We start from the raw sequence: 21,433 nt of genomic DNA, 5'->3' as shown, positions 1-21,433 counted from the left end.
CGGCGCATTGCCTTGTCGCCGCTGCCGTCGTAGCCGCACCGTTCTTGGACGGTGGGTGACGGCGACGGCATGACGCGGCAGACGGGACTGAGACGCGATCCGATCGCCTGGGCCTTGTTCGTGCTGGTGTGGTTCTCCTGCGGCTGGTTCGGCTCGTGGGAGTTCAATCCCAACAACGCCACCCGCATGTACGCCGCCGTCTCGCTGGTCGAGCAGGGCGACGCCACCATCGATGAATATGCCGCGCTGACGATCGACCGCGCGCAGTTCGGCGACCATTTCTACACCGACAAGGCACCGGGCATGACGCTGATGGCGGTGCCCTTCGTCGCGCTCGCTGATGCGGTGACCGGCGACAATGCCGAGTTCCACCGCATCCGCAACGAAGATCCAGGCTTCAACCGCTTCATCAAGATCCGGGTCCGCCTGACCGCCGTCTTCACCTCCGCGCTGTTCGTCGCCATCGCCGCCATGCTGTTGTTCGACCTGGGCCGCGGCATCACCGGCAGCAGCGAGGCAGGGCTATTCGGGGCAGCCGGCTATGCGCTCGGCTCGATCGCCTGGGGTTGGGCGACCACCATCTTCGGCCATGCCGCGTCCGGCGCGATGCTGGTGATCGCCGTCTGGGCGGTGTGGCGCGGCACCCGCACGCCCGGCGGCACCCGCGCCAGCATCGGCTATGCCGCGATCGCCGGTCTGGCGCTCGGCTGGGGCGCGGTGATCGAGCCGCCTTTGGTGCTGGAGGCGCTGCCGATCGGCCTGTGGGCGCTGTGGCGGATGCGCGGATGGGCCTGGGCGCAGCGGCTGCCGGTGATGCTCGCTGCCGCCGGCGTCGCCCTCGTCGCGGTGCTGCCGCTGTTCGCCTACAACGCCTTTGCGTTCGGATCGCCGTTCCAATCCGGCTATTCCGGGGTCACCGACTTCGCCGGCATGCAGCAGGGGTTCTTCGGCCTCACCTATCCCAAGCCGCACGTGCTGTGGGAGATCGTGTTCGGCCCGCGCCGGGGCATCCTGTGGGTCTCGCCGGTGCTGGTGCTGGCGCCGATCGGCCTCGCCTGGCTCTACGGCGATCGCCGCCACCGCGACCTGGCCGTGCTCGCGATCACGCTGAGCATTCTGCCCTTCCTCTACAACGCCGCCTATTATTACTGGGACGGCGGCCATTCGACCGGCCCGCGCCATGCCGTCCCCGCGCTCGGCTTCCTAGCAATCGGCCTCGCCAGCTTCTGGTCGCTGCTGCGCACGCCGGTCGGCAAGCTGCTCGCAGCCCAGTTGCTGGCGATTTCGATCGCGATCAACCTGATGATCGCCTCGGCCGAAATCGCCGCGCCGGACTTCTTCGAGTACGCGGTCTGGCGCTCCGTCCTGTTGGAGCGGTTCGCGCCTGGCTACCTCCGCACCGTCGCCGACGAATGGCTGGGCTTCACGCCGTGGGAAGGCCTGGGCATCTGGGCGCTGGTCGCGCTGCCGCTGCTGGGATTCGTCGCGTGGTTGGCATGGCGCGCCGACGGCGGTTCTGTCGCTCTCTCACGACAGAAAGCCGTTCGTCCTGAGTAGCCATTGAGCGTAGTCGAAATGGCGTATCGAAGGATGCTTCGATACGGGCTTCGACAAGCTCAGCCGCTACTCAGCACGAACGGTGGATGCGAAGCGCTCGTCAACCTAACCCGCTGATCTTCCAGCCTTGCGCCACCACCCGTTCGAACATAGATAGAACAGATGGCGCAGCTCGACACCCGCGAAAAGCTGACGATCCTCGCGGACGCTGCGAAGTACGACGCCTCTTGCGCGTCCTCCGGTACCGCCAAGCGCAACTCGCGCGACGGCAAGGGGCTGGGCTCGACCGAGGGCATGGGCATCTGCCACGCCTATGCGCCTGACGGCCGCTGCATCTCGCTGCTCAAGATCCTGCTGACCAACAGCTGCATCTTCGACTGCCATTACTGCATCAACCGCAAAAGCTCGAACGTACGGCGCGCGCGCTTCACCGCGGAAGAGGTCGTGCGCCTGACCCTCAGCTTCTACCGCCGCAACTACATCGAGGGGCTGTTCCTCTCCTCCGGCATCATCCGCTCGTCCAACTACACGATGGAGCAGATGGTCGAGGTCGCCCGCTCCTTGCGCGAAGACCACGACTTCCGCGGCTACATTCACCTGAAAACCATTCCCGATGCCGATCCCGAGCTGATCCACCAGGCCGGGCTCCATGCCGACCGCGTGTCGATCAACGTCGAGCTGCCGACCACCAGCGGCCTCAAGCGCCTCGCGCCAGAAAAGTCGGAGACCCAGATCGAGGGCGCGATGGACGGCATGCGCACCGCGATCACCGACGGCACCGATGCGCGCAAGCGCTACCGCAGCGCCCCCCGCTTCGCGCCCGCCGGCCAGTCCACCCAGATGATCGTCGGCGCCGATGCCGCAACCGACCGCGACATCGTCGGCCGCGCCGCCACCCTCTACGACCGGTTCGAGCTGCGCCGCGTCTATTACTCCGCCTTCAGCCCCATCCCCGAGGCGTCGGCCGTGCTGCCGCTCCAGCGACCGCCGCTGATGCGCGAACACCGGCTCTACCAGTCCGACTGGCTGATGCGCTTCTACGACTACAAGCCCGACGAGGTGCGCGCCGCCGCCGACGACGCGACCGGCATGCTGCCGCTCGACATCGATCCCAAGCTCGCCTGGGCATTGAAGTTCCGCGACAACTTCCCCGTCGACGTCAACCGCGCCCCCCGCGAGGCGCTGCTGCGCGTGCCCGGGCTGGGCGTGAAGGCGGTCAACGCGATTTTGTCCGCCCGTCGCTGGCGCCGCCTGCGCCTCGACGACGTCGCCCGCCTCACCGTCTCGATCAAGAAGCTTCGCCCCTTCCTCATCGCCGACGACTGGCGACCGCTCGCACTCGCCGATCGTGCGGAGCTGAAGCCACTGGTCGCGCCCAAGAAGCAGCAGCTGGAGCTGTTCGCCGCCTGAGAGTGATTCGCGGGTGAAACGCCGCGCGCCGCCGCCGGTTGTCCCGTCGAACCCAGGGAGGATCATCATGGCGGACGCCCGCATCTACCAGGATCTGAAGCGCGACCACGACAAGCAGCGCACCATGCTCGCCGAGCTCGGTGACTTCACCACGCCTGCCGAAGAACGCCAGCAGCTGTTCGAGGAGTTCCGCCTCGAGCTGCAGAGCCACGCCGCCGCCGAAGAGGAGTCGCTCTACGCAACCATGCTCGGCGACCCCGAACTTCGCGACGACGCCCGCCACTCGGTCTCCGAGCACAAGGAAGTCGACGACGTGCTGGGCGAACTCATGAACCTCGAGTTCGACTCGGACGAATGGAAGGAGAAGTTCTTCCATATGCGCCGCCGCTACGAGCACCACATCGACGAGGAGGAGGAAGAGATGTTCCCCGCCGCCGCCGAGGAGCTGGACGACGCGACCGAAGAAAGGCTCGCCGACATCTACGAGGACCGCAAGCCCAAGGAGCTGGAGGAAGCCCGCGCCAACCCGCCCGGCAGCGACGAGCGCGAGTAACGTGCGCGGCGTCACCCTTCCGGCCCCCGATGATTTCGACGCGTGGCGCGACGCCGCGCGCGGGCTCGCGGCCGAGGGGGTGGCGCCCGACCAGGTGGTGTGGCGCACCGGCGACGCGGTCGCGGACCTGTTCGCGCAAGGGGCGCCCGAAGCACCCCCGGCGGCCTCCCCCGCAGGCCCCGGCTTCTCGGTCCCGCGCGCCTTCCTCGATCTCGCCCGCGACGTGGTCATGTCCTCGGCGCCCGATCGCTTCGCGCTGCTCTACACGCTGCTGTGTCGCCTCCGCACCCAGCCCCGGCTGATCGAGGACCGCGCCGACCCGCTCGTCCGCAAGCTGGAAGGCCAGGCCAAGGAAGTCCGCCGCGACATCCACAAGATGCGCGCCTTTTTGCGCTTCCGCGAAGTGCCGGAGGACGACGGCACCAGCCGCTACGTCGCCTGGTTCGAGCCCGAGCACCATATCGTGCGCGCCAACGCCGCCTTCTTCGTAAACCGCTTCGCCAGCATGCGCTGGTCGATCCTGACGCCAGAAGTGTCGCTGCACTGGGACGGCGAGTTGCTGACCGAAGGCCCCGGCGCCACCCGGGCCGACGCGCCCGAGGGCGACCCGGTCGAGGAGGTGTGGAAGACCTATTACGCCTCCATCTTCAACCCGGCGCGGCTCAAGAAGGGCGCGATGCTGAAGGAGATGCCGCGCAAATATTGGAAGAACATGCCCGAGACCGCGCTGGTCGGACAGCTGATCGCGGGCGCCCAGGCACGAGAGGCTGGCATGATCGACAAGGCCCGCACCCAGGTGGGCGGCAACATCCAGGCCGCATGGGAGGCGCTGCGCGAAGAGGCGATGGGCTGCAAGCGCTGCCACCTGTGGAAACCCGCAACCCAGACCGTGTTCGGCGAAGGCCCGGTCGACGCACGGCTGATGTTCGTCGGCGAACAGCCCGGCGATCAGGAGGACTTGGCCGGCAAGCCCTTCGTCGGCCCCGCGGGCCAGATGTTCGACCGCGCGCTCGCCCAAGCCGGCGTGGACCGTAGCACCGTCTACGTCACCAATTCGGTCAAGCACTTCAAGTTCGAGCCGCGCGGCAAGCGCCGCATCCACGCCAAGCCCGATGCGGGCGAGATCGACGCCTGCCGCTGGTGGATCGAACAGGAAACCGCGCTGGTGAAGCCGCAGGTGACGGTAGCCCTTGGCGCCACCGCCGCCCGCTCGCTGTTGGGTCGCACCGTCACCATCAGCCGCGAACGTGGCCAGGCGATCGCGCTCCCCAGCGGCGGCGAAGCATGGATCACCGTCCACCCCAGCTACCTCCTGCGCATCCCCGACAAGCCCAAGGCCGAGGAAGAATACGCCCGCTTCGTGGAAGACCTCCGCATCGCGGCGGCACGGCTGGGGTAGCGGCGGCCCTCCGTTGCCTGCGCCGGAAAGCTGGGACGCTGCGCCTCCAATCCAGCCGCGGCACGGCCGGAATCCAGGGCAGGCAGAGCAACAGCGGTCCTCGTGTAGAAACCCTGGGCTCCTGCCTTCGCAGGAGCACGCAAGCGCCTGAGAGATCACGCCGTTCGTCCGCTCGCGAACTGAGCCGCCGGCTCGGCTCGCGGCGTTCGCGAGACCTGCTTACTCCCAATCCGTGCTCCTGCGCAGGCAGGAGCCCAGGGTTTCAGAGCGCCTCGCGCTGTTCTGCCGCTTCAGCTGATCCCGGGATACGGCACTCAGGACACTAGGCTGCAATCCCCCTCCCCACCCATCAGGCTCGACCGCGGCGCCGCCCCTGTCTAGACCGCGCGCATGCTCGCCAGCGCCACCCTCCGCGAAACCACCCGCGCCGCCCACGACCGGGTCGATGCCGCCTTTGCGCGCTTCGACCTGCAGAGCCGCGACCGCTACGCCGCCATGCTGGTGGCGCACGCCCGCGCGCTCCCCGCAGCCGAAGCGGCGATGGCCGCCGAGCCCAGCCTGCCCGCCTGGAGCCCACGCACCCCGCTGCTGGAGGCAGACCTCCACGACCTGGGCTGGGCGCTGCCGCCCCGGCTGCCGCTGGCGCTCCCGCCCGGTGCCGCTGCCCTCGCGGGCCTCACTTATGTGATCGAAGGATCCCGCCTGGGCGGCGTCTATCTCGCGCGGCAGGTCGGCACTGGCCTCCCGGCCCGCTATCTCTCCGCCGCGCATGGCAAGGGGGATTGGCGCGCGCTGCTCGCCTGGCTCGACCGCGCAGGCGAAAACGGGGGCAACGCCTGGATCACGCAGGCGCTCGCCGGTGCCGCCGCTGGCTTCACGCTCTTTCAGCAGGCAGCCGAAGCCGCCTGACGGCAGGGTCAGCCCCGCCGGTCCTCGATCGGCGCGGACAGGATCACGCGAAGCCCGGGTTTGTTGTCTTCATAGATCAATTCCCCGCCCAGGCGCCCGACCAGCGCACTCATCATCCGGCTGCCAAAGCCTTCGCCATTGCCGCTCTTGCCGCGGCCCTGATCCTCGACGATCAGCCGCAGGTCGGCGCGGTGCTGCTCCAGCATCACGGTGATCGGACCGGTGCTGCCGGGATAGGCATATTTGGTCGCGTTGATGACCAGCTCGGTCGCGATCAGGCCGATATCCACCGCACGACCGGTCGGCACCAGCACCGGCGCCAGGTAGACGCGCAGCGCCGATCCCCAATCCGCGCCCAGCGAGCCGCGCATGTCGGCCATCAGCTCATCGAGGTAACGGCTCAGCTCCACCGCTTCGACCTGATCGTCGCGATACAGGCGGCGATGCACCAGCGCCACCGCCGACAGCCGCGCCTGTGCCTCGGTCAAGTGGCTGGTCAGCGCCGCATCGCCCACCGCACGCGCCTGCATGCCCAGAAACGCCGACACCAGCTGCAGGCTGTTCTGCACGCGATGGTTCACCTCGTGCATCAGCACGTCCTTCTGCCGCAGCAGCAGCTCCTGCTCCTGGTTCGCGACCGACAGCTGGCGATTGAGCTCGCGCAGCCGCGCACTCTGGCGCAGGTCGTGCAGCACGCCGCGCAACCGGTGGGCGGCGTTTACTTCTTCAAGTGTCCAGCGGCGCGACTGGCCACGCACGATCTGCGACCAGCTTTCGAACGAGGCGCGCGGCGTCAGCACTGCCCCCGGTACGGCCTCGACGGCCTTGTGCGGGTTGCCCGCCCAATTGACGCGCTGCACTTCTTCCATGCGGAACCACAGGGCCACGCAATCAATGCCGTCGATCGGCATGGCGAGCAGCCCGCTCCCCACCGCGGCATAGCGCTCGGCCGGCGCAAACACCGTGGCCAGTTCCCGGCTGACGACCAATCCGCCGCCCTGTCCGATCACCCATTCGGCCAGCTCGAGCAACTCCGGTGCTTCCGGACAGTGGCCGCTGCGCGTGACGGTCTCGCCGCAGACCAGCGCAAAGCCGTCCGCGTCCAGGAAATCCGCCATTTCCTTGCCGCACTTGCCCAACTGGATCCGCAGCGGCACGTCGTCGGTCAGCCGCGCCGTCACCATGTCCTCGCCCGCGTGCAGCCGCAGCCGCTCGCGATAGCTTTCGGCCTCCTCCTGCGCGCGGATCTGGCGCGCGAGACCGCTTGCCAGCGCTCGTGCGGCAGCGCGGACCTCAGGGTCCATCCGGCGCGGGCTGCTATGGTGGCAGGCGACCAGCCCCCACAACACGCCGTCGCGCACGATCGAAATCGACGCCGATGCCCCGACCCCCATGTTGCGCAGGTACTGCACATGGATCGGCGACACGCTGCGCAGCGCCACGTCGGACAGGTCGATGCCCGCCAGATTCGCCGAACGGGGCCGGATCGGCGCCGGCACATAGTCCGCATCCGGAATCACTCGCACCCGGTTGCGCACGTAGAGCGCCCGCGCCTGGCGGGGGATGTCGGACGCCGGGAAATGATGGTTGAGGAAGCTGTCCAGGCCCTCCGCGCGATCCTCCGCCAGCACGACGCCCGCGCCATCGTCCAGGAAGCGGTAGATCATTACCCGGTCGAACCCGGTGAGCTGACGGAAAGCGAGCGCAGCGCGCTCGCACAGCTGCAACAGGTCGGCGGCACGCTCGAACGTGGCGGCCGAGCGCTCCAGCCCGACCAGCACCTCGCCCGCCGATCGCGGGGGAAGGGGCGTCGGCTCCAGCTCGACGATCAGCATGTCGCCGGACCGATGCAGGCTGGCCTCCAGCAAACCTTCGGGCGCAGCCACCGGCGCCAGGCGCAGCGTTCCGCCCGGCCCCACGTCCGCCCCTTGCAACAGCGTGCCGACGTCCTGATCGATCAGCGCCTCGATAGGCTGGTCGAGCCAGTCCGGCGTCAGCCGCGTCTCCAGATCGCCCGCACCCGCCACGGTGCGCAGCGTCGCTGCATCGACGATCAGCATCAATCCATGCGGCTGGATCGCACCCGATTGATGAATGGGCTCCCGATCGCAGGCGGTAAGATCCTGGCCAAGCGGCGCGTCACTCTGGAACTTCTCAACCGTCGTCACGCGCTACTCTACCCATTGACCGGCGTCTAAAATGCCGCATGCGGGCTGGTAACGCAAATGTCCGCGCGCGTCGCCGGATGGACAACAGACGGGAGCAGAGCATGGATCTTGGTATCGCCGGCCGGACGGCCATTCTTTGTGCCTCCAGCGCGGGGCTCGGCCGCGGCTGTGCGGAGGCGCTGGCCCGCGCCGGCGCCCGCGTCGTCCTGAACGGCCGCGACCCGGCACGGCTCCAAGCGACGGCAGCGGCACTCCGGGCCGAAACGGGTGCGGAGGTCATCACGATCGCCGCCGACGTCGGCACCGAGGAGGGCCGACAGGCGCTGCTCGCCGCAGCACCGGACGCCGACATCCTGGTCAACAACAATGCCGGCCCGCCGCTGCGCCCGTTCGAAGAGCTGGACGCTGACAAGATCCGGGCCGGGCTGGAAAGCAACCTCGTGACGCCGACGCTGCTCATCCACGCGCTGCTGCCCGGCATGATCGAGCGGCGGTTCGGCCGCATCGTCAACATCACCTCCGGCTCGGTGAAGATGCCGCTCCCCGGCCTCGACCTGTCGAGTGGCGCGCGTGCCGGGCTCACCGGGCTGGTCGCGGGCGTCGCGCGGTCGGTCGCCCACGCGAACGTCACGATCAACAACCTGCTGCCGGGTTCATTCGACACCGACCGCATCGCCAGCATCGTCGCCCAGGCGGCTGCAAAATCCGGCGCCACCGAGGCCGAGGAACGCGCCAGGCGCGAAGCCTCGATCCCGGCAAAGCGGCTCGGCACCTCGGCCGAATTCGGCGCTGCCTGCGCCTTTCTCTGCTCGGCCCAGGCCGGCTACATCACCGGTCAAAGCCTGTTGATCGACGGCGGCGCCTTTCCGGGAATCCTGTAGCCCCGCACGGGCGGCCGGGATCGCAACCCCGGCCGCTCGCCGTTACCAATAGAAGCCGCGGATCACGTCAACGACACGGCCGCGGCGCTGGTCGACCAGCAGCACGTCGTCATAGTGGCGCACCCACCGCTGGCCGGGGCGCACAGGCGGCAGGCGATAGCGCCACGGATCGGCGATCACGTAGCGCGTGCCGTAATAGGACGGCGCGATGCGGCCGCCGGCGCGAAAGGTGGAATAGCGGAACGGCGCCTGCCAGCCGCCACGGGCATAGAGCCGGCGGTTCTGAGTGCGATAGTCACGCCAGTCGTTGCGGCCCCAGCGATGGTCGCGGGCATAGCGGCGATCGTCCCGGCGCCATTCGCCGCGCCGCTCGACATGCCGGTCGCCGGGTCGCTCGAACCGGGGATCATAGCGGGACTGGGCGCTGGCCGCGGCAGGATTCGCCACGCCCGACAGCGTCGTAGCGGCGGCCAAGGCAGCAAGGATCAGGGTACGCATCACAACCTCCTCTTACACAGCGGGACCATGCCCGATGCGAAGAGGAATAGGCGTGCGTCGCTGAACGGGCGGCAAACCGCCTGGTCAGCGAAACGAAAGCTGCGCCACGCGGCGCAGCCGCCGTTCTTACTGCTGGTTCGGGTTGCCGCTGCCCGCGCCACCCATGCCGGCGGCGCCCACGGTGCCGATGTTGCCGAACAGATCCTGGAAGAAGCTGTGATGGCGGCCCAGCGTCGGCGTCTTCTTGCCCGTCGGGCTGATCGACGCGACCTGGTCGAGGCCCGTACGATCGATCGCCCGAACCGTGCCGTTCTGGTCGAAGCGGACACGGATCGTGGTCTGTTCGACCGGGTTTGGCCGGTTGAACGCCAGGTTGCGGCTGTCGCGCGACAGGTAATACCATTCGCTGTCGCCGCCGCCGAACTGGCTGGTGAAGGTCGGACGGCCCAGCGTGCTGGTCACCGAGTCGCGATTGTCGACGCCTGGCTGGACGGCGTTCACAAGGTCGGCATCGATCACATAGCCCTGGTGCGTGCGCACGCGCGTGCAGCCTCCAAGGGACAGTGCGGCCAGCGCCACGGCTGCAACGGCAACGCCGTGGTGCGCAAACAGCTTCATCGACTTCCTCCAGCAAACCCGGCGGGCGATTGCATCGCGCGCCGATCGCCTCAATATGCGGGCTGACGGTGCGCGACAAGGCCGCCCGCCGTTTCCATATGTCTTTCGAAAGCCGTCATGCGCCTGCTCGACCTGTTCCGTACGCCGCCGCCCGATCCGCTCGACCCCTTGTACAACGCGGTGGTCGCACGCGCCCGGCAGCCGCACTGGTATGTCGAGGGGGCAGTGCCTGACACTACCGACGGCCGGTTCGACATGCTGGCGGCGGTGCTGTCGATGGTGCTTCTGCGGCTGGAGGACACGGCCGAGGGGGCGATGCCGGCAGTGCGGCTGGCCGAGCGGTTCGTGGACGACATGGACGGACAGCTGCGCCAGTCCGGGATCGGTGACATCGTGGTCGGCAAGCATATCGGCCGGATGATGGCGATGCTCGGCGGCCGGCTTGGCGCCTATCGCGAGGGGCTGGCGGCAGGCGCGCTGGCGCCCGCGCTGCTGCGCAACCTCTACCGGGGCGAGAACCCGGGCGCAGCGCCGCTCACCCACGCCGTGACGTCGCTGGAGGCGCTGCACGCCGGACTGGCAGCGACGGCGATCGACACCCTGCTTGCTGGAAGGCTTCCCCAATGACCCCCACGCCCGAATTCAGCCGACCCCACCGGCTCGACCGCATCGGCACCGGCGACAGCGAAGTTCAGGTAGAGGCGACGCCCGAGGAGCGCGCAGCACTGGCCAAGCGGTTCCGGCTCGTGTCGATCGACGCGCTGGCTGCAGACTTCACGCTCCGGCGCGATGCGGCGGGGGTGATCGCGTCGGGGACCCTCAAGGGGGCGGTGGTGCAAAGCTGCGTGGCGACCGCCGAGCCGGTGCCGGCCAAGATCGACGAGCGTTTCCAGCTGCGCTTCCTGCCCGAGGGCACGCCCGAGGGCGACGAGCTCGAGCTGTCGGCCGAGGAATGCGACACGATGTTCTTCGAAGGCGGGGCGATCGACCTGGGCGAGGCGGCGGCAGAGACGCTGGCGCTGGCGCTTGATCCGTTCCCGCGCGCGCCGAACGCGGATGAAATCCTGCGTGAGGCGGGCGTGGTGCGAGAGGACGAGGTCGAGCCGTTCACGGCGTTCTCGGTGCTCAAGGACAAGCTGAAGTAAGGTGCCGGCACCTGCTGGTTCGCCGCACCGCCGGCCCGGTGTGGTGCTGGCGATGCTGCTGCTCGTCTACAGCTTCAACTTCCTCGACCGGCAGATCCTGAGCATCCTGGCGATGCCGGTGAAGGCGGACCTTCGCCTCTCCGATGCGCAGCTGGGGATGCTGGGCGGGCTCGCCTTTGCGGCGCTTTATTGCACGCTGGCGATTCCGCTCGCGATGCTGGCCGACCGGACAAGCCGCAGCTGGGTGATCACCGTCAGCCTGGCCGTCTGGAGCGGGTTCACGGCGCTGTGCGGGACCGCGCAAGGCTTTGCGCAGATGTTCCTGTTCCGGGTGGGCGTGGGCGTCGGCGAGGCGGGGGGCGTCGCGCCCTCCTATGCCTTGATCGCCGACACCTTTCCGCCGGGCAAGCGCGCGCGGGCGCTGGCCATTTACGGACTGGGGATCCCGATCGGGTCGGCCGTCGGCGTGTTGCTGGGCGGCGCGATCGCGGCGGCGGTCGAATGGCGCACGGCGTTCGTGGTGATGGGCGTCGCAGGGCTGCTTACCGCGCCCGTGTTCCGGCTGCTGGTGCGCGATCCGCCGCGAGGCGGCCCCGTCGAGCGCGGCGCGATGCGGCCGGTGTTCGGGATGCTGGCGCGCAAGCCGAGCTTCTGGCTTCTCTCGCTGGGCGGCGCCGCCGGATCGACCGCCGGCTATGGCATCGCCTTCTGGCTGCCGAGCCTGATGATGCGCAGCTTCGGGCTGGACCTGGCGGAGACCGGGCGGTTCGTCGGGGCGCTGCTGCTCACCGGCGGGGTTGCGGGCATCCTGCTGGGCGGGGGGATCGCCGATCGCTGGGGAAGGCGGACCAAGCGTGCCTATACGCTGGTGCCGGCGATCGCCTATGTCGCGGGCGTGCCGCTGATGGCGGCGGGGCTGCTCTCGGCGTCTTGGGCCGCGGCGTTCGCGCTGTTCGTCGTGCCGCAGGCGCTGGTCTATGCCTGGCCCGGGCCGCTGCTGACCGCGGTGCAGCAGCTGGTGCCGGGTGCCCTCCGCAGCACCGCAAGCGCGTGCTTCCTGCTGATCAACAACCTGATCGGGCTGGGGCTGGGATCGTGGCTGGTGGGCGCGCTGTCAAAGGCGCTGACGCCGCAGTTGGGCGATGAGGCGCTGCGCTATGCGCTGCTGGCGGCGCTGGTGTTCTATCTGCTGGCAGGCGCGCTGATGGCGGCGGCGGCGCGGGTGCTGCCGCGCGACTGGGTGGACGAGTAGCGACAGCGGGAACGGCGCGCCCTATATCGGCCCGGCAGGCGCAACGACGCCTGCGCAGGAGAGATGCCATGACCGCCGACCCGACCGTGATCCTGTCCTATGCCCGTACGCCGATGGGCGGGTTCCAGGGGGCGCTCGCGGCCGTGCCCGCCACTCGGCTGGGCGCCACCGCGATCCGTGCGGCCGTCGAGCGCGCAGGCGTCGCCCCGGAGGACATTGAGCGCGCCTATATGGGCTGCGTGCTGTCGGCCGGGCTGGGCCAGGCGCCGGCGCGGCAGGCGGCGCTCCATGCCGGGCTGCCGCAGTCGGTCGAGGCGACCACGGTCAACAAGATGTGCGGATCGGGCATGAAGGCGGCGATGATGGCCGCCGACGCGCTGGCGGCCGGGTCGTGCGACCTGATCGTCGCAGGCGGCATGGAGAGCATGTCCAACGCGCCCTACCTGATGACCAAGCATCGCGCCGGCGCGCGCATCGGCCATGACACGATCTACGACCACATGATGCTCGACGGGCTGGAGGACGCCTATGAGCCGGGCCGTGCGATGGGCACCTTTGCCGAGGACAGCGCGCGCGAATATCAGTTCACGCGAGCGGCGCAGGATGCGTTCGCGATCGAATCGCTGACGAGGGCGCAGGCGGCGCAGGCCTCCGGCGCGTTCGACCGGGAGATCGTTCCCGTCGAGGTGGTCGGCCGCAAGGGCAGCGTCACTGTCGCCGCTGACGAGCAGCCGGCGAAGGGCGACGTCGCGCGCATCCCGACGTTGAAGGCGGCGTTCGCCCAGGAGGGCACGATCACCGCGGCCAATGCCTCCTCGATCTCGGACGGGGCGGCGGCGCTGGTGCTGACGCGCCAGTCCGTGGCGGAGGCCCGTGGGCTCACGCCGATCGCGCGCATCGTCGCCCATGCCGCCCATGCCCGCGCACCCGCCCAGTTCACCACCGCCCCGGTGGGCGCGGTGCAGCGCGTGCTCGACAAGGCGGGCTGGTCGGTGGCCGATGTCGACCTGTTCGAGATCAACGAGGCGTTCGCCTGCGTGGCGATGATCGCGATGCAGGACCTGGGAATCGCGCAGGACCGGGTGAACGTGCATGGCGGGGCGACGGCGCTTGGCCACCCGATCGGCGCCTCGGGTGCGCGGGTGCTCGCCACGCTGTTGTCGGCGATGGAAGCGCGTGGCGCCCGGCGCGGCGTTGCGACGTTGTGCATCGGCGGCGGCGAGGCAACGGCGATGGCAGTCGAGCGAACGGGTGTGTGAAGCATAAGCCTTCCCGCGCACGTCCACGCTTCCTGCGAAACCTGTTCGTGGCGGGACAATTCTGAAACTTCGGGTCCGGCTTCCGCGACTTGCTTAATATCGTGTTTACTACATAGTTACTTCAACCGAATCGGAGGGGGTTCGCTTGGGGGGCTTGGCGGGGGCACTCGGGTTGCTCGACGGCGCGCTGCACGAGGTTGTGCTGTTCGCCGCCTTTGGCTTCCTGATCGGCGGGATCGACGATCTCGGGACCGATCTGGTTCATTTCGGACGACGTTTTCGTCGCCCTGCGATCGAGACGCCGCGCCCTCCCCGATCCTCCCTGCCGGGTCGGCTGGCGATCTTCGTGCCGGCCTGGGATGAGTCGGCCGTCATCGGCCTGATGCTGCGCAGCGCGCTCGCGCGCTTCGAACACCCCGACTATCGCATCTATGCCGGCGCCTATCCCAACGATCCCGCAACCATCGCTGCCATCCAGGCGGTCGCGGCACTGGATGGGCGGGTCCGGCTGGTGGTCTGTCCGCGCCCCGGCCCCACCACCAAGGCCGACTGCCTGAACGCCCTGTGGCACGCCCTGCTCGCCGACCAGCGCGCCGAAGCGCGACCGTTCAAGGGCGTGGTGCTCCACGATGCGGAGGATCTGGTCCATCCCGAAGAATTGCGGCTGCTCGACGAGGGCTGGACCATGCCACCACCGTGCAGCTGCCGGTGCTGCCGCTGCCCGATCCGCGTTCGCGCTGGATCTCGGGCCACTATATTGACGAATTCGCCGAAGCCCATGGCAAGCTGATGCCGGTACGCCAGGCGCTCGGTGCCGGGTTGCCGCTGGCTGGCACCGGCTGCGCGATTGCGGTGCCGATGCTGTCGCGCATCGCCATCGCGCGGGGCGGCATGCCCTTCGACGAGGCGAGCCTGACCGAGGATTATGAACTCGGGCTCACCATCGCAATGCTGGGCGGTCGGGGCCTGTTCCTGAACGTGCGCGAACGCGGCGGTGACCAGCCCGTGGGCGTGCACGCCTATTTCCCCGCGACACTCGACGCCGCCGTCCGGCAAAAGGCGCGGTGGATGGTCGGCATCGCGCTGGCCGGCTGGGACCGCACCGGCTGGGCGGCGCGCGGGCGTGCGACCGACCACTGGATGCGGATGCGCGATCGCCGCACCATCCTCGCCATCCCCGTGCTCGCCGCCGCCTATGTCGCGCTGGTCGGCTGGGGCATCACCGAAGCCGCGCACTGGCTCACCGCATCCCATCGGCCGGATGTCTCGCCCGCGATGCGCCTCCTGCTGATGTGCAACAGCGCACTCCTGGCGTGGCGCATCGCCATGCGCGCCCATTTCGTCGGCAGCCGGTGCGGCTGGAAGGAAGGCGCGCGCTCCATCCCGCGCGCGATCATCGCCAATCTGGTCGCGCTGCTAGCCGCCCGCCGTGCGATCTTCCGCTACCTCTCGATGCTGCGCGGCGCCGAGCTGCGCTGGGACAAGACCGCGCATCATTTCCCCGAGCTGGCGCCCGACTCGCCCGGCGGAGTCGTGCCATGAGGGGCGGCCAGCCCCTCAAGTTCCTGCTGGTGGTGCTCGCCGGCTGGACGGGCGCGCGAGCCGCACTGCTGTGGCCCGGCGCGCCGCTTGCGGTGCCCGCCGCGGCAAGCGCCTCCCTGCCCGCCATGGCCGACACGCTTCCGACCACACGCCCACTGGCGGCACGCGCGTTGGCAGGCATATCGGCGGACGCGGCCGTGCCGCCCTATGCGGGTACCGATCCGGAAGTGACGCTTCTTACGGCGCAGGATCTGGTCGCGGAAGCGCCGCCGCCGCCGCCTGGAACGACACCGACCCTGGGTTTGGCTGAGCCGCTCACCATCCTGGCCGCCGCCGCGGACCCGCCGCGCACACCTGTGCCTGCACCCGCGCCAGCCACCAGCTCGCCACCGCCCGCCCAGAACGCCGCTCCGGTCGAACCCGCGCTCGTGCCGCGTCCACCCGGACCCGGTCGCTGGTCGGCCAGCGCCTGGGCAGTCGTGCGCGGCGGCAGCATGGCGGGGAACGGCGTGTTCGGTCCCGCGCAGCTCGGCGGCAGCCAGGCCGGCGCCCGCATCCGCTATGCGCTTGCCCGGACGCTGTCGCTGTCCGGCCGCCTCTCGACCCCGTTGAAGGGCATCGGTCGCGAGGCCGGGCTCGGCTTCGAATGGCAGCCGCTGACCTCGCCCATCCCCCTGTCCTTTCTGCTCGAACGCCGCTTCGCGCTCGATTCGGGACCCGGCGGCACGGCCCTTGGCGCGATCACCGGCATCAATCCGACGCGAGTCTACGGGCCGCTGGAGCTGGAGGGCTATGGCCAGGCAGGCGTGGTCGTGCGCAACCGGCGGGAGCTCTATGCCGATGGGGCGCTGCGCCTGCTGTACCCGCTAGTCGAGGACCGGCGCTTCCGGCTGTCGCTCGGCGCCGGGACCTGGGGCGGCGCCCAGCGCGGCGCCCGCCGACTCGACGTCGGCCCTGCGGTCGTCGCGACCGTGCCCACCGGCGGCCCGACGCTGCGAGTCGCCGCCGAATGGCGCCAGCGCGTCGCCGGCAACGCCGCGCCCGGCTCAGGCCCGGCGCTCACGCTCGGCACCGACTTCTGAAGGCTTTGTCCCGCCCCGCCGAACGGCTATCGAGAGGGGGATGGATCTCTACCTCCCCGTCGCGAACCTTTCGGTCAACGCGCTCGTCATCATCCTGCTGGGCGGCGGCGTCGGGTTCCTGTCGGGCATGTTCGGAGTGGGCGGCGGATTTCTCACCACGCCGCTGCTGATCTTCTACGGCATCCCGCCGACCGTGGCCGCGGCCTCGGCCGCAAGTCAGGTGACCGGCGCCAGCGTGTCGGGCGTGTTCGCCCACTTCCGTCGCGGCGGGGTGGACGTGCGGATGGGCGGCGTGCTGACGGTCGGCGGCGTGGTCGGATCGATCGCGGGCGCCGGCATCTTCCGGCTGCTCCAGGCGAGCGGCCAGATCGATACCGTGATCGCCATCATCTATGTGCTGCTGCTCGGCTCGATCGGCGGGTTGATGCTGAAGGAGGCGATCGGCAGCATCCGCGTGCTGCGCGGGGCAAAGGCACCGCCGGCCGCACGCCGCCGCCACCATCCACTGGTCGCCGCCCTCCCGTTGCGCTGGCGCTTCTACGCCTCGGGCCTGTACATTTCGCCGTTCGCACCGCTGCTGCTGGGCTTCGGCGTCGGCATCCTCACGGTGCTGCTGGGCGTCGGCGGCGGCTTCGTCCTGGTGCCCGCGATGCTCTATCTGCTCGGCATGGGCACGCGCGTCGTGGTCGGCACGTCGCTGTTCCAGATCCTGTTCGTGACCGCCTCCGCCACGCTGGTCCATGCCATGACCACCAAGGCGGTCGACATCGTCCTCGCGGTGTTGCTGCTGATCGGCTCGGTCACGGGCGCGCAGATCGGCGCGCGCTTTGCCCAGGTGCTGAAGCCCGAATATCTCCGCCTGATCCTGGCGCTGATGGTGCTCGCCGTCGCCGGACGCATGGCACTGGGCCTCGGCTGGCGCCCGGACGAGATCTACACGATCGAGCTGTCGTGAGGCGCGCGCTCGCCCTCCTTCTGGCACCCCTGCTGCTGAGCGCTGCGCCCAAGCCGGTGCTGGTGCCTGACGTGTCGCGTCGCGACATCCAGATCGCGTACAGCTTCACGGGTGCCGAACTGCTGCTGTTCGGCGCGATCCTCTACCCCGGCGGCCGCGAACCCGATGCCGCTCATCCCGCCGACGTGGTCGTGGTCGTGAAGGGCCCGTCGCAGTCGATCATGATGCGCGAAAAGGAAAAGGTCGCGGGCATCTGGGTCAACGCGTCGCGCACCCGCTTCCGTTCCGCGCCTTCCTTCTACGCGATCGCCTCGTCCAAGCCGATCGCCCAGCTGGTCGACGACCGCACCCGGGCAATCTACGAGCTCGGCCTCGACAGCCTTCAGCTTTCCCCCGCCTCTGCCGCGACCGCCGAGGAGCAGGCCCGCTTTGCGGCCGGCCTGGTCGACCTTCAGCGCCGCACCGGCCTGTATTATGAGGCACCGGGCGCAGTCGAGATCACCGATGGTGTGCTCTACCGCGCCCGCGTCGACATTCCCGCACGGGTACCGGTCGGGCGCTTCACCGCCGAGACCTTCCTGATCCGCGACGGCCGCGTGCTGGCAGCGGCGGTGCGGGAGATCGACATCCGCAAGTCGGGCTTCGAGCGCTTCGTCGAACAGGCGGCCGAGCATGATTCGCTGCTCTACGGCCTGGTCGCCGTCGCGCTTTCGGTGCTGTTCGGCTGGGCTGCCGGCGCCATCTGGCGGCGCTTCTAGCCTCTACGCCAACGCAATCTTTACCCTCCACCATGCATCTGTCGGGCAACGAACCCAAGGAGTTGCCGGTGACAGACGTGATGGGCGCACGATCCTATGATGCCGGCAGCGTGCGCTCCGGTCCCCTGCGCGCGATCGGTGCCGTCACGGAGGTTGCCGGCTCGGCCAGCCAGATCCTGCTGGATCTGGAAACGGTGGCCGCGCTCACCAATGACGGCGACACCGCCATCGCCGCCGCTGGCCAGATCGGCAGCCAGGTGAAGATCCGCGCCGGCGGCAACTGGCTGATCGCCAACGTGCGCGCGATCCGCGCCGCACCGGACGAGGAGCGCCAGGCGCTCGCCGCCATCGACTTCCTGGGCGAAGCGGACGAGGAACGCGGCGGCGGCCTCCGCGGCTTCCGCCGCGGCGTCACCCGCTTCCCGATGCCGGGCACGCCGGCATACCCGCTCAGCACCGCCGACCTGCGCCAGATGTATGCCGCAGGCGACGGTGCGCATATCGAGATCGGCACCGTCTACCCCACCACCGACATTCGTGCCGCGCTTCAGATCGACGCCATGCTCGGCAAGCACTTCGCGCTGCTGGGTTCGACCGGCACCGGCAAGTCGACCGCGGCTGCGCTCATCCTCCACCGGATCTGCGCGCTGAGCCCGGAGGGACACATCGTGATGATCGACCCGCACGGCGAATATTCCGCCGCCTTTTCCGGGATCGGCGCGCTCTACGACGTGTCCAACCTGCAGATGCCTTATTGGCTGATGAACTTCGAGGAGCATTGCGAGGTGCTGCTTACCACCTCCGGCTCCGAGCGGCAGGTGGATGCCGACATCCTCGCCAAATGCCTGCTCGCCGCCCGCTCCAAGAACCGGCTGGCGCAGGAGATCGGCAAGCTCACCGTCGACGCGCCGATCCCCTATCTGCTGTCGGACCTGTCCAGCATCCTCGCCCAAGAGATGGGCAAGATGGACCGCGCGGGCGACACCGCGCCCTACCTGCGGCTCAAGGGCAAGATCGACGAGATCAAGGCCGATCCCCGCTACGCCTTCATGTTCTCCGGCATGCTGGTGGCGGACACGATGGCCTCGTTCCTGTCGCGCGTGTTCCGCCTGCCTTCCGACGGCAAGCCGATCTCGATCATCGACGTGTCGGGCGTGCCGAGCGAGATCACCTCGGTGGTGGTCGCGGTGCTCAGCCGCATGGTGTTCGATTTCGCCATCTGGTCGCGCAACGAGCCGCAGCGGCCGATCCTGCTCGTGTGCGAGGAAGCGCACCGCTACGTCCCTAACGAGCGCAACGCCGACAGCTCCTCGGTCGGCCGCATCCTCAGCCGCATCGCCAAGGAAGGCCGCAAATACGGCGTGTCGCTGGGCCTCATCACCCAGCGCCCGTCGGACCTGGCCGAGGGTGTGCTGTCGCAATGCGGCACCATCCTCTCGATGCGCCTCAACAACGACCGCGACCAGGCGTTCGTGCGCGCGGCGATGCCGGAGGGCGCGCGCGGCTTCCTCGACACCATCCCGGCGCTGCGCAACCGCGAGTGCATCATCTCGGGCGAAGGCGTGACTACGCCGGTGCGCGTGCGGTTCGACTCGCTTGACGAACACCAGCGCCCCGCCTCGGGCGATCCGGTCTTCTCGCAACTCTGGCGCGAAACCGGCGGCGAGGAGGCGATCCTCGAACGCACCATCCGCCGCTGGCGCGCGGGGCGGTAGGGCTCAACCACCCGCTCGGACCCTAGCGAAGGCGAGGCTGCGCGATGAACGCCCACCGCGCGCCCAAACCCCGCTCAGCTACTGCGAAAGCAGGAGCACGACGCGAACTTCTGCAAAGATCTCGTGCCCGCAGGAGCACATGGGTGCGGAGTGGCGCTACCCCTCAGTCCGCCTTCGCAGCCCCGGTCGGCACCGCCATCAGCTGCGCATAGATCGACCGGAACCGGCGCAGGTCCGCGCCCGTCAGCTGCTGGACGCTCGCCAGCGACACCGACCGCGGGTTCACCGCAGCCCCGTTCTTCCACAGCTCATAGTGGAGGTGCGGACCCGTCGAGATGCCGGTCGAGCCGACATAGCCGATCACCGCGCCCTGCTGCACCCGCTGGCCCGCCCGCACCGCGATCCGGCTCATATGGCCATAGCCGGTGGCAAGCCCGCCATTGTGGTTGAGCTTCACGAAATTGCCATAGCCGCCCGCACGCCCGGCACGCGCGACCACACCGTCGGCGGCCGCGCGGATCGGCGTGCCGCTGGGTGCTGCGATGTCGAGCCCCTTGTGCATGCGGCGGAAGTGCAGCAGCGGATGAACGCGCACGCCGAAGTTGGACGTCAGCCGCCCGCTTACCGGCATCGTCATGCCGCCGCGCCGCTCCCCGATCCCCTTGGGGTCGAACCAGCGGCTCTTGCCGTCCTCGTCCCAACGCAGCAGCTGCACCGAGCGCTTGCCCTGGTCGAGCCCGGCATAGAGCAGCTTGCCTAGCTCCACCTCGCCCGTTTCCGCCCGCTGGCGCTCGATGATGAGGTCGAACCGGTCCTGGCTGCCGATGCGGCCCATCGGCACGCGCGTCGACAGCGACTTGATATAGGCCTCGACCGCCTTTGCGGGCGCGCCGGCCGCGCGGGCAGCGCGGTACAGGCTGCTGCCGACCCGCCCCTGGATGCGCAGCGGCGTGCGATCGATCGCGATCGGGATCGACTTGAGCGCAAGTCCGGCCTCGCCGCGCCCGAGTTCCAGTGCCAGGTCGAACCGCGCCCGGAACGCCAGTCTCTCCAGCGGCCGCGGCTCGGACTTGCTCGCCCGCCGCCCGAGCGTGATATCGAGCCGCGTACCCGGATTAAGGTCGCCGGATCCGACACGGCTGTCGATCAGCGCCACGGCGCGCGCGGCGTCGTCCGCTCCCACGCCCGATCGCTTGAGCACGCCGGCCAGCCCGCTGCCATTGCCCAGGCTTGCGGTCAGTTCGATCCGCGGGCGCTCGGGCGTGTCGGCCAGCGGGCGCACGCCCGGGGTCGCTGCCATGCGCATGCCGCTGGTGGCGCCCAGCGCCCGCGCGCCAAACGCCTGCGCGCGCGCCTCTTCCCAGTCCCGGCCTTCGAGTGCGGCCGGAACCGCTGCCCGGATCGGCTGGCCGATGCCGGGCGCAAACATCCAGCCGGTCGCCAGCAGCGCCGCACAGGTCGCAGCACCCCGCCACCATTCGCGCGAGCCGATCTGCGCGCCCAGATCAGGCGCCAGTTCAAAGTGGGGGAAGCGCAGCTGCAGCCGCTCGCCCAATGTCGGCGCCCGTGCGGGTGCTTCCATCCGGCCGAACGAGCGCGCGCTGGCGCCACCGGCGAAGTGCAGTTCGTGATCGCTGCGCAGAAACAAGAAAAGCGCGCCCCTTGTGCCGACCGCCCGACCCGGTCGAGCCAGATCCCTCTGCAACCAAGGATTTAAAGTCAAATGAACGCG

The 21,433-nt window shown here is 69.4% G+C and carries 20 protein-coding genes; 16 read left to right on the top strand and 4 right to left on the bottom strand.

What is annotated here, in order from left to right; translation table 11 throughout:
• Nucleotides 1–69: 69 nt before the first annotated feature.
• The 5 genes from LK533_RS12725 (at nt 70) to LK533_RS12705 (ending at nt 5,828) form a co-directional block, all read left to right on the top strand.
• Complete coding sequence (locus LK533_RS12725; RefSeq protein WP_229363378.1) at nt 70–1,557, top strand: hypothetical protein; 1,488 nt, start codon at nt 70–72, stop codon at nt 1,555–1,557.
• A gap of 162 nt (nt 1,558–1,719) precedes the next feature.
• Complete coding sequence (locus LK533_RS12720) at nt 1,720–2,967, top strand: putative DNA modification/repair radical SAM protein (protein WP_229363376.1); 1,248 nt, start codon at nt 1,720–1,722, stop codon at nt 2,965–2,967.
• A 67-nt stretch (nt 2,968–3,034) separates the two neighbouring features.
• A complete protein-coding gene (locus LK533_RS12715; protein ID WP_229363375.1) occupies nt 3,035–3,520 on the top strand; it encodes a hemerythrin domain-containing protein in 486 nt (161 codons plus the stop codon).
• Between the two features lies 1 nt (nt 3,521).
• Nucleotides 3,522–4,919 carry a UdgX family uracil-DNA binding protein gene (locus LK533_RS12710; RefSeq protein WP_229363374.1) on the top strand — a complete coding sequence of 466 codons (1,398 nt, stop codon included), beginning with the start codon at nt 3,522–3,524 and terminating at the stop codon, nt 4,917–4,919.
• Between the two features lie 390 nt (nt 4,920–5,309).
• Nucleotides 5,310–5,828 (top strand): biliverdin-producing heme oxygenase, encoded by a 519-nt coding sequence (locus LK533_RS12705; protein ID WP_229363373.1) that lies wholly within the window; start codon nt 5,310–5,312, stop codon nt 5,826–5,828.
• 8 nt (nt 5,829–5,836) lie between these two features.
• On the opposite strand, the gene LK533_RS17995 is transcribed toward LK533_RS12705, so the two are convergent.
• The gene (locus LK533_RS17995) at nt 5,837–7,996 is read right to left on the bottom strand and encodes a histidine kinase dimerization/phosphoacceptor domain -containing protein (protein ID WP_229363372.1); all 2,160 of its coding nucleotides are present in this window, start codon (nt 7,994–7,996) and stop codon (nt 5,837–5,839) included.
• Nucleotides 7,997–8,097: 101 nt separating this feature from the next.
• Between LK533_RS17995 and LK533_RS12695 the strand changes: the two genes are divergently transcribed.
• Entirely contained in the window at nt 8,098–8,877 is a 780-nt protein-coding gene (locus tag LK533_RS12695; RefSeq protein ID WP_229363371.1) for an SDR family oxidoreductase, read from the top strand.
• Nucleotides 8,878–8,919: 42 nt separating this feature from the next.
• On the opposite strand, the gene LK533_RS12690 is transcribed toward LK533_RS12695, so the two are convergent.
• Complete coding sequence (locus LK533_RS12690; RefSeq protein WP_229363365.1) at nt 8,920–9,375, bottom strand: RcnB family protein; 456 nt, start codon at nt 9,373–9,375, stop codon at nt 8,920–8,922.
• Nucleotides 9,376–9,501: 126 nt separating this feature from the next.
• Entirely contained in the window at nt 9,502–9,993 is a 492-nt protein-coding gene (locus LK533_RS12685) for an outer membrane protein assembly factor BamE (protein WP_229363364.1), read from the bottom strand.
• A 117-nt stretch (nt 9,994–10,110) separates the two neighbouring features.
• On the opposite strand from LK533_RS12685, the gene LK533_RS12680 reads away from it, so the two are divergent.
• From LK533_RS12680 to LK533_RS12640, 10 genes are all read left to right on the top strand, one after another.
• Nucleotides 10,111–10,620, top strand: a complete 510-nt coding sequence (locus LK533_RS12680) for a ubiquinol-cytochrome C chaperone family protein (protein ID WP_229363363.1) — start codon at nt 10,111–10,113, stop codon at nt 10,618–10,620.
• The gene (locus LK533_RS12675; RefSeq protein WP_229363362.1) at nt 10,617–11,138 is read left to right on the top strand and encodes a YceD family protein; all 522 of its coding nucleotides are present in this window, start codon (nt 10,617–10,619) and stop codon (nt 11,136–11,138) included. The genes LK533_RS12680 and LK533_RS12675 overlap by 4 nt, the downstream gene beginning before the upstream one ends.
• A gap of 52 nt (nt 11,139–11,190) precedes the next feature.
• A complete protein-coding gene (locus tag LK533_RS12670) occupies nt 11,191–12,390 on the top strand; it encodes a spinster family MFS transporter (RefSeq protein WP_229363429.1) in 1,200 nt (399 codons plus the stop codon).
• A gap of 68 nt (nt 12,391–12,458) precedes the next feature.
• Nucleotides 12,459–13,649: an acetyl-CoA C-acyltransferase gene (locus LK533_RS12665; RefSeq protein WP_229363361.1), complete on the top strand. Its 1,191-nt coding sequence runs from the start codon at nt 12,459–12,461 to the stop codon at nt 13,647–13,649.
• 172 nt (nt 13,650–13,821) lie between these two features.
• Nucleotides 13,822–14,439, top strand: coding sequence for a glycosyltransferase (locus tag LK533_RS17990; RefSeq protein ID WP_324255299.1), 618 nt, complete (start codon nt 13,822–13,824; stop codon nt 14,437–14,439).
• Nucleotides 14,346–15,191 (top strand): glycosyltransferase family 2 protein, encoded by an 846-nt coding sequence (locus LK533_RS17985; protein ID WP_324255298.1) that lies wholly within the window; start codon nt 14,346–14,348, stop codon nt 15,189–15,191. Before LK533_RS17990 ends, LK533_RS17985 begins: the two co-directional genes overlap by 94 nt.
• Complete coding sequence (locus LK533_RS12655; protein WP_229363360.1) at nt 15,188–16,273, top strand: hypothetical protein; 1,086 nt, start codon at nt 15,188–15,190, stop codon at nt 16,271–16,273. The genes LK533_RS17985 and LK533_RS12655 overlap by 4 nt, the downstream gene beginning before the upstream one ends.
• A gap of 40 nt (nt 16,274–16,313) precedes the next feature.
• The gene (locus LK533_RS12650) at nt 16,314–17,228 is read left to right on the top strand and encodes a sulfite exporter TauE/SafE family protein (RefSeq protein ID WP_229363359.1); all 915 of its coding nucleotides are present in this window, start codon (nt 16,314–16,316) and stop codon (nt 17,226–17,228) included.
• On the top strand, nt 17,225–17,986 hold the full coding sequence (locus tag LK533_RS12645) for a TIGR02186 family protein (RefSeq protein ID WP_229363358.1): 762 nt from the start codon (nt 17,225–17,227) through the stop codon (nt 17,984–17,986). The genes LK533_RS12650 and LK533_RS12645 overlap by 4 nt, the downstream gene beginning before the upstream one ends.
• Before the next feature lie 80 nt (nt 17,987–18,066).
• Nucleotides 18,067–19,701 (top strand): ATP-binding protein, encoded by a 1,635-nt coding sequence (locus LK533_RS12640; protein WP_229363428.1) that lies wholly within the window; start codon nt 18,067–18,069, stop codon nt 19,699–19,701.
• A gap of 163 nt (nt 19,702–19,864) precedes the next feature.
• Here the strand turns inward: LK533_RS12640 and LK533_RS12635 are convergent, their stop codons facing one another.
• Nucleotides 19,865–21,349, bottom strand: coding sequence for a M23 family metallopeptidase (locus tag LK533_RS12635; protein ID WP_229363357.1), 1,485 nt, complete (start codon nt 21,347–21,349; stop codon nt 19,865–19,867).
• Nucleotides 21,350–21,433 lie beyond the last annotated feature (84 nt).

The organism is Sphingomonas sp. PL-96 (assembly GCF_020707215.1).
Classification (GTDB): domain Bacteria; phylum Pseudomonadota; class Alphaproteobacteria; order Sphingomonadales; family Sphingomonadaceae; genus Sphingomonas.
The sequence above is the reverse complement of the archived record's forward strand: the minus strand, read 5'-3'. Positions and strand labels throughout refer to the sequence as shown.